The following is a 10589-nucleotide window of genomic DNA, read 5'->3' as shown; positions in this document are numbered from 1 at the left end:
GGATATGTCCGCAGCACCTTCCGAAGCCGCCGGCACCGGCGGTGCGACACCCGACCGCGAACAGCGCATCGCCGCGGCCCTGCGCGCGGCCCGCGAGCGGCTGGCCGAACCCCGCCCGGCGGAACCGATCGCGATCGTCGGCATCGGCTGCCGGTTCCCCGGCGGCATCACCGATCCGGACAGCCTGTGGGACATCGTCGCCGGCGGTGTCGACGCCACCGGCGAACAGCCCGGCGATCGATGGGATGTGCAGCGGTTCTACGATCCGGACCCGGACAAGCCCGGCACCATCTACACCACCCGCGGCGGATTCCTCGACGCCGCGGACATGTTCGACGCCGACTTCTTCGGCATCTCGCCGCGGGAAGCGCACGCGATGGATCCGCAGCAGCGGCTCCTGCTGGAGATCGCGTGGGAGGCGGTGGAGAACGCGGGTATCGCGCCCCAGCGGCTGCGCGGATCCGATACCGGGCTGTTCGTCGGATTGAGCTGGCGCGACTACGACCGCGTCGCCGTCGCCGATGTCCCCGAGGCCATGAACGCCTATGCGGGACTGGGCAATACGCCGAGTATCGCGGTGGGCCGGGTGGCGTACACCCTCGATCTGCACGGACCGGTGTCGCTGGTCGACACCGCGTGCTCGTCGTCGCTGGTGGCGGTGCATCAGGCGGTGCAGAGCCTGCGCAACGGCGACTGTTCGACCGCGCTGGCCGGTGGCGTGAATCTGATCCTCTCGCCGTTTTCGACGATGTTCTGCTGCCGCATACGCGCGCTGTCGCCGGACGGCCGCTGCAAGGCCTTCGATGCCTCCGCCGACGGGTACGGCCGCGCCGAGGGGGCCGGTCTGGTGGTGCTCAAGCGGTTGTCGCAGGCCCAGCGCGACGGCGACCGGATCTACGCGGTGATCCGTGGCTCCGCGGTCAACCACGACGGCCGGACCGGCGGGCTCACCGTGCCGAGCGCCCGTGCCCAGGAGGCGGTGGTGCGGGCCGCGCTGCGGACAGCGAATGTCGAACCGGCGCAGGTGAACTACATCGAGGCGCACGGCACGGGCACCGCCCTGGGCGATCCGATCGAAATCGGCGCGCTGAATTCGGTCTTCGGCGCCGCCCGAGCGCCGCTGTGGGTCGGGTCGATCAAATCGAATTTCGGGCACGCCGAGACGGCTGCGGGGATCGCCGGCCTGATCAAAGCGGCCCTGGCCGTACAACGCGGTGTGCTGCCGCCGACCCTGCATGTGCGGGAGCCGAATCCGCGCATCGATTGGGCGTCCGGCTCGGCGCGGGTGGTCACCGAGACCACACCGTGGCCGGCGGGATCGCGGATCGCGGGTGTCAGTTCGTTCGGGTTCAGCGGGACCAATGCGCACGTGGTGGTCGAACAGCCGCCGGTGGCCGTTGCATCCGGCACCGCCGTGCCCTCGGGTCTGCTGACGCTGTCCGCGCGGACCGACGAAGCGTTGCGGGCGCAGTCGCGGCGTTTCGCGCTGGCGCTGCGCACGGCCGAGCCCGCGCAGCTCGAATCCGTCTGTGCGACAGCCAATCTCGGCCGGAATACGTTCGAATACCGGCTCGCCGTCGTGGCCGGGAGTACGACCGCGATGGCGGCCGCCTTGGACGCCCATTCCGCCGGGCAGTGGCAGCCGGCGGTCGTGACCGGCCATGTGCCGCGCGGTCGCGCCGTGCGCACCGCCCTGCTGATCGGCCATCGCGAACCCGGTGTGGAGCCGCTCGATCGCGAGAACTACACCGGCTCCGGCGTTTTCCGCGCCGCAGTCGACGAATGCCTGGACGCGACCTCGTCCCGGGAGAGTTTCCGCACCGCCTTGTTCGCGGGGCTCGCACCCCATCAGGCGCAGCGAGTACCCGGCCTGGCGGATGCGCTGGCCTTCGTCCACCGCTACGCCATCACTCGTCAACTGCTGGCATTCGGACTGCGCCCGGCCGCCGTCCTGGGCGTCGGGGTGGGGGAGTACGTCGTCGGCGCGATCGCCGGAATTCTGGAACCCGCTGTGGCACTGCGCGCTTCGGTGTCGACCGCGGCCCTGTTCGGCGAGCGTGCGGTGGCACGCACCGACGACGGTGAGCTGCTCGACGCGGTGCTGCGCGAAACCGGTGCGCGCCTGTGCGGTCACACCGGCAACCGCTACCTGCTGGAGGCCGGTCCCGGCGGCCGCGAGCCGCTGCTGCACCGCCTGCGCGCCGCCGGTATCGCCGCCACGACCAACGCCGAACTGCGCGACCACCTGGGAACGGCCGTGCCCGACCTGGGGCAGCCGGGCGAGCCTGAACTCACCGTCGTCTCCGCGCACACCGGGATGCGCCTCGGCCGCGAAGCAGCCGATCCCGCCTACTGGTCGGCCCGCCCGCTGTGGCCCGCACACCTGGACCGAGCCTTCGACACCCTGCGGGAACTCGACTGCACCGTCGTCGCCGAAGTCGCGGGGGCGACGCTGACCGACCTCGGCGGCAACCGCCTGTCCGAATCCGAGCACCGCCGGCTCACCACGGGTACCACCCGCGGCGAGCTGACCCGGTGCACGGCCGGACTGTTCGCGGCCGGCGCCGTCGACGACCTGCGTGACCTGCACGGCACCCACTACCCCCGGATCACGCTGCCCACCTATCCATTCCAACGCCGCCGGTTCTGGGTGGAAGCACCCGGCTCGACCCACGGTGAACCGAGTGCACAAACCGCGACGGCGCTCCCTGCGCATGCCGAAGCGCTCGGCGTGGACGCCCGCGACGCCGCCCGGACGGCCACACACGACGCGGCCGACGCGGCGCATCCGGCCACGTCCGCATCGGGCGAAGTCCGGGGAGCTGCCACCGATTCCACCGTCACCGAATCACCCGCGCGCACCGGAGCCGGTGCGACCGTGCCGGACGCCCCGGCGATCGCGGCCGTCGAACCCGCGCGGTCGGACGCGGACCTGTTTCTCCTGCGCCGCCGGGTGAGCGCGGTCGTCGTGGCGAGTATCCGGCAGGTGTTCCAGATGCCGGAGTCCGATCCCGTCGATCTGCACACCCCGCTGCAGGAACTCGGTTTCGACTCGTTGATGGCGATAGAACTGCGCACCGTCCTGGGCCGTGCCCTCGCGCTGCCGATCGAGGCGGCGTTCGCCTTCGAATTCCCCACGGCGACGGCGCAAATCACCGAACTCACCGCTCGATTGACCGTCGCGCCGACGATTCCGCCCGAACCGGTTGCGGAACCGGCGACCGCGGCGGCGGCACCGACGACGATCGAGCCGGGCCCGGAGCACCACGACGCCGCGGCGGACCCGCACCCCGCGCCGTTCGACATCCCGGTCAGCACGACCCGCACTCCGCTCGACGGGCTGAGCGAATCCGATCTCATCGCGCTGGCTCGCGCGGAAGTGGCCGCCCTGGAAGAGGTGCTGCGTTGACCCCGACCGCGACGAATCCGAGTGCGCTGCCCGAGGGCGGCGACAGCAGCGAGGCCTTACGCGGCGCCATCGCCGCGTTGCGTACCGCCCGTGGGGCGTTGGCCCAGCGCAGTGAGCCGGTCGCCGTGATCGGTGCGGGCTGCCGCCTGCCCGGCGGGGTCGATTCGCTGGAGGGATTCGCCGAATTCCTGCGCGCGGGCGGCGACGGTGTGGTCGACATTCCGCCGGACCGCTGGGACGTCGAGCACTACTACGACGCCGATGCCGACGCACCCGGCCGATCCTTCATCGCGAAGATGGGCGCCCTCACCGATATCGGCGATTTCGATGCCGCCTTCTTCGGTATCTCACCGCGCGAGGCCGAGGCCATGGACCCGCAGCAGCGGCTGCTGCTCGAGGTCACCTGGGAGGCGCTCGAACACGCCGCTGTCGCACCGGAAACCCTGCGCGAGAGCCGAACCGGCGTCTTCGTCGGCATGTGCCCCAACGATTACGGTGCCGCGGCCACCGACCCGGCGGCGATCGACATCTACTCCGCGACCGGTCTGGCGCCGTCGGTGGCGGCCGGGCGGATCGCCTATCACCTCGGACTGCAGGGCCCCGCCCTGGTCGTCGACACCGCATGCTCGTCCGCGCTGGTCGCGCTGCATCTGGCGGTGCAGAGCCTGCGGTCGGGCGAGTGCGATCTGGCCCTGGTGGCCGGAGTCAATCTGATCGTCTCCCCGCAGTCGATGATCTCGATGTCGAAACTGCGGGCGCCCTCGCCGAGCAATCGCTGCGCACCCTTCTCCGCGGCCGCCGACGGACTGGTACGCGGCGAGGGCTGCGGCGTCGTCGTGCTGAAGCGCGAATCCGCCGCCCACGCCGCCGGCGACCGCGTGCTCGCCTCGATCGTGGCTACCGCCGTCGATCAGGACGGTCGCAGCAACGGCCTCACCGCCCCCAACGGCCGCGCCCAGGAACAGGTGCTGCGGGATGCGCTGCGCGAGGCCAAGGTGGAGGCGGGCCGTATCGACTACATCGAGGCACACGGCACCGGCACCCCGCTCGGCGATCCGATCGAATTACGCGCGCTCTCTGCGGTTTTCGGCGCCGGACGCGACCGTCCGCTGCTCGTCGGATCGGTCAAGGGCAACCTGGGGCATCTGGAACCGGCCGCCGGAATCGCCGGACTGCTCAAGGCCATCACGGTCGTCCGCGACCGGATCGTCCCGCCCACAGTGCATTTCGATGCGCCGAATCCGCTGATCGACTGGGATGCCACGCCGATCGTGATCCCCGCCGAGGCGCAGGAGATCCCCGGCGCCGAACCGGTGTACGCGGGGGTCAGCGCGTTCGGATTCAGCGGGACCAACGCGCATACGATCATCACCGCGGCCCCCGGAACCGGACCGGTACCCGAGGAAGCCGCCGAACCGGCGCGGGAACTGCTGGTCCTGCCGCTGTCGGCGGCCACCGGGCAGGCACTGCGAGAGACGGCACTTCGCCTGCGCGACGAATTGGGAGCCGGTACGCCGGCGCGCGACCTGTGCTTCACCGCGTCCCGCCGCGCCGCCCTCGACCATCGTGCCGTGGTGATCGGCGAAACCGCCGCCGCGCTGCAACGCGGCCTTACCGCCATCGCCGAGGACCGTGACCGCGCGGGCGTGATCCGCGGCCGCCGCGGCGAACCGGGCGCGCTGGTCTTCGTCTTCGCCGGATTCGGTGGGCACTGGCCCGGGATGGGCGCCCAGCTGATGGCCGATCATCCGGTCTTCGCGGAGTCGGTGCGGCGATGCGCGGCCGCGTTCGAGCCCCATCTGGGCATCGATATCGCGGAACTGCTGGCCGCCGGAGAATCCGACGGCGGCCGTATCGATCTCGCCCAGCCCATGTCCTTCGCCGTGCAGATCGGATTGGCGGAGTTGCTGGCGGCGAACGGATTCCGCCCCGATGCCGTCATCGGCCACAGTGTCGGTGAGATCGCGGCCGCACGTGTCGCGGGGGCACTGAGCCTCTCGGACGCGGCCGAGGTCATCGTCCACCGCAACCGGGTGCTGCGCGCGATCGAGGGAACCGGCGGCATGCTGTCGGTGCCGATGAGCGTCGGCGAGCTCGACGGATGGCTGGAACGGATCGAAGGCGAATTCGACCTCGCCGCGGTGAACGGTCCCGCGCAGGTCGTCGTCTCCGGCACGGTCGCCGATCTGGATCGGCTCGAAAAGGCGCTCGCCGCAGCGGGTTACGACCCGCGCCGGGTGAAGATCGAGTCGGCCGCGCACAGTCGCCAGCTGGATCCGCACCTGGACGCCTTCGCCGAGCGGATCGCCGGCATCACCGCGATCCCGGGTGGCCGGGCCGCATTCCTGTCCACCGTCGAGGCCGATTACGTCCCCACCGGTGCGCTGACCGCCGACTACTGGGCCCGCAATCTGCGCAGCACGGTCCGGCTCGACGAGACGGTCGAGCGGGTGCTCGCGGAGGGCCCCGCGACCTTCGTCGAGATCGGGCCGAATCCTGTTCTGGTCGACGGTATCCGTGCCCGCATCGACGCCTCGAACGACCGGGGCGCGGTGGCCGGTTCACTGAAACGCAACGGGTACGCGCGCCGCGACATCCTGGAGCTGATCGCCCGGTTGTACGTGCACGGACTCCCCGTGGACTGGGCGGCTGCCGGGGTGCGCGGCCGGATCGTCGACCTGCCGTCGTATCCGTGGCAGCACAAGCGGTTCTGGGCGCGCTCCGATTGGGACGTGGCCGCCGAACAGCACGGCGGCCAGGCGGTGGTCGAATCGTCCGTCAGCGGCGAACGCCTTTTGCAGCGGGTGGTCGATCCCGCCCGCTCGCCCTGGCTGCTCGACCACGCTGTGGGCGACACCCCGGTCGCCGCCGGTGCCTGGCTGGTCAATCTCGCCGCCGCGGCGCGTCTGCAGCACGGTTTCGGATCGGGATGCCATTTCGCCGATATCCGGTTCGAACGGGTGCTCACCCTGCCCGAGTCCGGCCGCCGGGTGCAGGTGGTGCTGCGCGACAACGAGTTCCGGATCAGCGCCCGTTCGGGCGAGTCGAGCGCCGCGGCCACGGTGTGGACCGAGCACGCTCGCGGACGGATCGTCGCGGGCGAGCACCTTCCCGAGGCGCCGGGCCTGAGCGCGGCACAGCGGCGCTGCCGCACCGCGGTCGACCCGCAGGATCTCTACGCGGCCTACACCCGCAACGGCACCCGCTACGGGCCCGCGTTCCGCACCGTGACGGAATTGTCGGTCGGCGACGGCGAGGCGCTCGGCCGGGTGAGCGCGGTCACCGGCGCGCGTGATCCCGAGCAGGGGGTGACGGCGGCCGCGGTGCTGGACGGATGTTTCCAGGTGGTCGGCGCCCTGGCCGGGGACGAACTGTTCCTGCCGTCCGCGATCGGCGCCCTGTCCGTCGCCGATCACATTCCGCCGCAGGTCCACGCCCATGTGCGCCGCTACTCCCGTGCGGGACGCCTGCAGACCGCCGATCTCGACATCTACGCCGACGACGGTTCCCTCGTCGCCACGGTGCGCGAGTTGACCGCGACCCGCGTCGACGGCGCGGATACCGCCGAGGCCGCCGTCCTCGCGGTCGATTGGCAGCAGCGCCCGCGCACCACCGGCCGGCTCTCGGGGCGCTGGGGGGTCGTCGGCGGCGACGCGGACGACGACGCACCGCTGGGATCCGCGACGCTGATCCGAGCGCTCGTCGCAGCGGGCGCCGAGACCGCCACCGCAGCCGTCGCGCCGAGCGCCGAGGAGAGCGAATCGGAGGCCGCGACCTTCGCCGAACACGCGGACCACATCCTCTACCTCGCCGGAACCGAGGACGGCGCAACGGCTTTCGCCGATCTCGCCGCCCTGCTCGGCCTCGCGCGCACCCTCGTGCGGATGCCCTCCGCGCCACGCCTGTGGGTGGTCACGCGTGGCGGACAGGCGGTGGCGCGAGAATGCGTCGACCCGTGGCAGGCCAGTCTGTGGGGTTTCGGCACGGCCTTGGCCGCCGAACACCCCGAATTGCGAACCACGCTCATCGACCTCGCCGCCGATGCGGGCGTGGACGGCGACGACGCGGCCGACCTGGTCGCGGAACTCGCCGACGGCAGTGAGCGACATATCGCGCTGCGCGCCGGAATGCGCTGGGTCGCGCGCCTCGACCGGGTCCGGCTGAATCCGGATCCGCCCGTCGTCGCCGCCGGAACCCGCGGGTTCGGGGTGGATATCGACGAGCCGGGCCGATTGCAGACGCTGACGCTGCGCGGACGCGGCCTGCCACGACCGGGCCCGCGCGAGGTCGTCATCGCCGTGGCCGCGGCCGGTCTCAACTTCGCCGACGTCATGTGGGCCATGGGCTTCTTCTCCGATCTCGACGAGGTGCCACTCGGATCGGAATGCGCCGGCACCGTCGTCGCCGTGGGCGCCGAGGTCGATACGGTGCGCCTGGGCGACCGAGTGGTGGCGGTGGCACTGAACAGCCTGGCCACCCATGCCGTCGCCGACTCGGCGCTGGTCCATCGGCTGCCGGAGACGTTCCCGCTCACCGACGCCGCGGCGCTGCCCACCGCCTACACCACCGCGTGCTACGCGCTCGAACATCTCGCCCGGGTGCGCCCGGGCATGCGCATCCTGATCCACTCGGGTACGGGGGGAACGGGTTCGGCGGCCATCGCGGTGGCGCGGCGACACGGGCTGGAGATCATCGCCACCGCGGGTACCGAGGACAAGCGCCGCTACCTGCGTGAGCTGGGCATCGAGCACGTCTTCGATTCGCGCAGTATCGAATTCGAGCAGCAGGTCCTCGATGTCACCGCCGGTGCGGGCGTGGACATCGTGCTCAACTCCCTCACCGGCGCGGCCGCCGAGGCGAGTCTGCGCACGGTCGCCGCCGACGGAATTTTCCTCGAGCTCGGCAAACGCGATATCTACGGCTCGGGGCGGCTCCCGCTGCAACATTTCAAACGCCGCATCACCTACGCCGCCGTCGATATGGCCGGACTGCATCGCGAACGTCCCGCCGTCTTCGCCGAACTGCTGCACCACACCCTCGACCGCGTCGTCTCCGGCGAACTGACACCGCTTCCGGCGCAGACCTATCCGATCGCCGCGGCGCCCGAGGTCTTTCGTCTCATGAGCACCGGCGCGCACACCGGGAAACTGGTGCTGGTGACCGACGACGCGGCCACCACCGACATCGTGCGCGGCGCCGCCCAGGGACTGGCCGAACCCGGCTGCATCCTGATCACCGGCGGCCTGGGCGGGCTCGGTCTCGACCTGGCCCGCACCCTGGTCGAACGCGGCGGCGCGCAGATCGGGCTGCTGGCCCGCCGCGACCCGAATGCCGAGGAACGCGCGATCATCGACGAACTCAATGCCGCGGGAGAACGGGTCCGGGTGGAGCGCGCCGACGTCGCCGATGCGGCCGAGGTCGGCGCCGCCGTCGCGCGGCTGCGCTCCCGGGTGGGTCCCGTGCGCGGTGTGTTCCATCTCGCGGCCGTTCTGCGTGACGGCGTACTGACCAATCAGAGCTGGGCCCAGTTCGATCCGGTGCTGCGCCCGAAGGCGTTGGGAGCGTGGAATGTTCACCGCGCGGTGGCGGGTGATCCCGTCGAGTACTTCGTGATGTACTCCTCCACCGCGACGGTGCTGCCCTCGGGCGGTCAATTGAACTATGCCGCCGCCAACGCGTTTCTCGACGGCCTGGCCCATTACCGGCGCGCCCAGGGGCTGGCGGCCACCGCGGTGGCGTGGGGCCCGTTCCGCGATACGGGACTCGCCGCGCGTAGCACCGCGACGGAGGAGTTTCTGGCCGGCCGCGGAATCCGCTCGCTGACACCGGCGGCGGGGTACACACTGCTGGAGACGCTGCTCGACGACGGCCGCCTGCGCGCCGCGATCATCGGTCTCGATGCCGACGCCTGGCTCGGCGCGCACCCCTTCGCGCGTGCCGTTCCGCTGTACGAACCGTTGCGTGCCATGGGTTCCGGCGCCACCTCGGCCTTGGCGGACGAGTTGCGCCGCCTCCCGGCCGAGGAGCGCGAGGCCGCGCTGTGGGAGCTGCTGCTGAGCAGGACGGCGGCGGTTCTGCGCATCGACACCGACGAAATCGACCCGGCCACACCGTTTCTGGAGCTCGGCATGAGTTCGTTGGCGCTGCTCGAGTTCAAGAACGGACTGTCGGCCGCCCTGGGCATCGACCTGCCCGGCGCGGTGCACTGGGAACATCCGACCGTACGGGCGATGCACCGCTATCTGTCCGTCCGCCTACGCGAGGAGGAGTCCCGATGAGCGTCTATCTGCACGGGATCTCCTACGCGGTCGGCGCCCGCGAGCCGATCGCCGGCCTCGAACCGCTGCGGGACGACCCGGCCATGCTGCGCGATATGCACGGCCTCGGCCTGTACCACTACTGCCGCACCGAACAGACGCCTCTGCAACTGGCGGCGGAAGTGGTCGCGAGCACCCTCGACCGGATCCCGGTAAATGCCGCCGAGATCGACCTGCTGGTCTACGCGTCGTCGAGCCCCGAAACCGGCGCCCTGGCCGGTGGTGACTTCCTGCGCTTCTGTGAGCGTTTCGGCCTCACCCGCGCCACTCCGATCGGTGTCACGCTGGCCGAATGTGCGAATTTCGGCAGTGCCCTGCGCATCGCGCACAGCCTGGTAGCCGCCGGATCGGCCCGCAACGTCCTGGTGGTGACCTCCGACGCCTGCCCGGACCCGCACGCCCGCATTCTGCGCGACGCGCTCTCGGTACTGAGCGACGGCGCCGCCGCCTGTCTGATCACCTCCGCCGAACCGTCGCGGATCGAGGTGCTCGGCTCGAACCAGGGCACCAACCAGCTGATCCGGGTAGCGAAGATGCCGGCCCTGGCCGGGCTGACCAAGCGGGGCCTGTCCCGCGCCGTCGCCGATATGCTCGACCGCGCCGGCCTGGACCGCGGCGACGTGCGGCGCATCATCGCCAACAACGTCAACGAGGAGGCCGTGCGATTCATGGCCGATTCGGCCGGACTCGACCACGACCTGTGCTACCTCGACAACATCGCCGACTACGCGCATGTGCATTCGGCCGACAACCTGATCAATCTGCAGACGTATCTGGAGGACGGCGTCGCGCCGGGGGAGATCGTCATGACCATCAGCCACGGGTTCGGCACCTGGGGCGTCGCACTGTTGAGGATCGCCTGA

General features: G+C 71.1%; 3 protein-coding genes. All 3 read left to right on the top strand.

From position 1 onward, the window contains the following. Positions 1 to 4: 4 nt before the first annotated feature. From C8258_RS13115 to C8258_RS13105, 3 genes are read left to right on the top strand one after another with little or no spacing between them, the layout of a single operon-like run. Entirely contained in the window at positions 5 to 3409 is a 3405-nt protein-coding gene (locus tag C8258_RS13115) for a type I polyketide synthase (RefSeq protein ID WP_106955435.1), read from the top strand. After that, positions 3406 to 9687: a type I polyketide synthase gene (locus C8258_RS13110; RefSeq protein WP_106955434.1), complete on the top strand. Its 6282-nt coding sequence runs from the start codon at positions 3406 to 3408 to the stop codon at positions 9685 to 9687. Before C8258_RS13115 ends, C8258_RS13110 begins: the two co-directional genes overlap by 4 nt. Next, entirely contained in the window at positions 9684 to 10589 is a 906-nt protein-coding gene (locus tag C8258_RS13105) for a 3-oxoacyl-[acyl-carrier-protein] synthase III C-terminal domain-containing protein (RefSeq protein ID WP_106955433.1), read from the top strand. Before C8258_RS13110 ends, C8258_RS13105 begins: the two co-directional genes overlap by 4 nt.

This window comes from Nocardia sp. MDA0666 (assembly GCF_003023875.1).
Classification (GTDB): Bacteria; Actinomycetota; Actinomycetes; order Mycobacteriales; family Mycobacteriaceae; genus Nocardia; species Nocardia aobensis.
Note: the sequence above shows the minus strand (reverse complement) of the source record. Positions and strands in the feature narration are given on the sequence as shown.

Bases quoted from the DNA above. Each gene is read 5' to 3' on its own strand.
- C8258_RS13115 (WP_106955435.1), top strand. From the start codon at position 5: ATGTCCGCAGCACCTTCCGAAGCCGCCGGCACCGGCGGTGCGACACCC.
- C8258_RS13105 (WP_106955433.1), top strand. From the start codon at position 9,684: ATGAGCGTCTATCTGCACGGGATCTCCTACGCGGTCGGCGCCCGCGAG.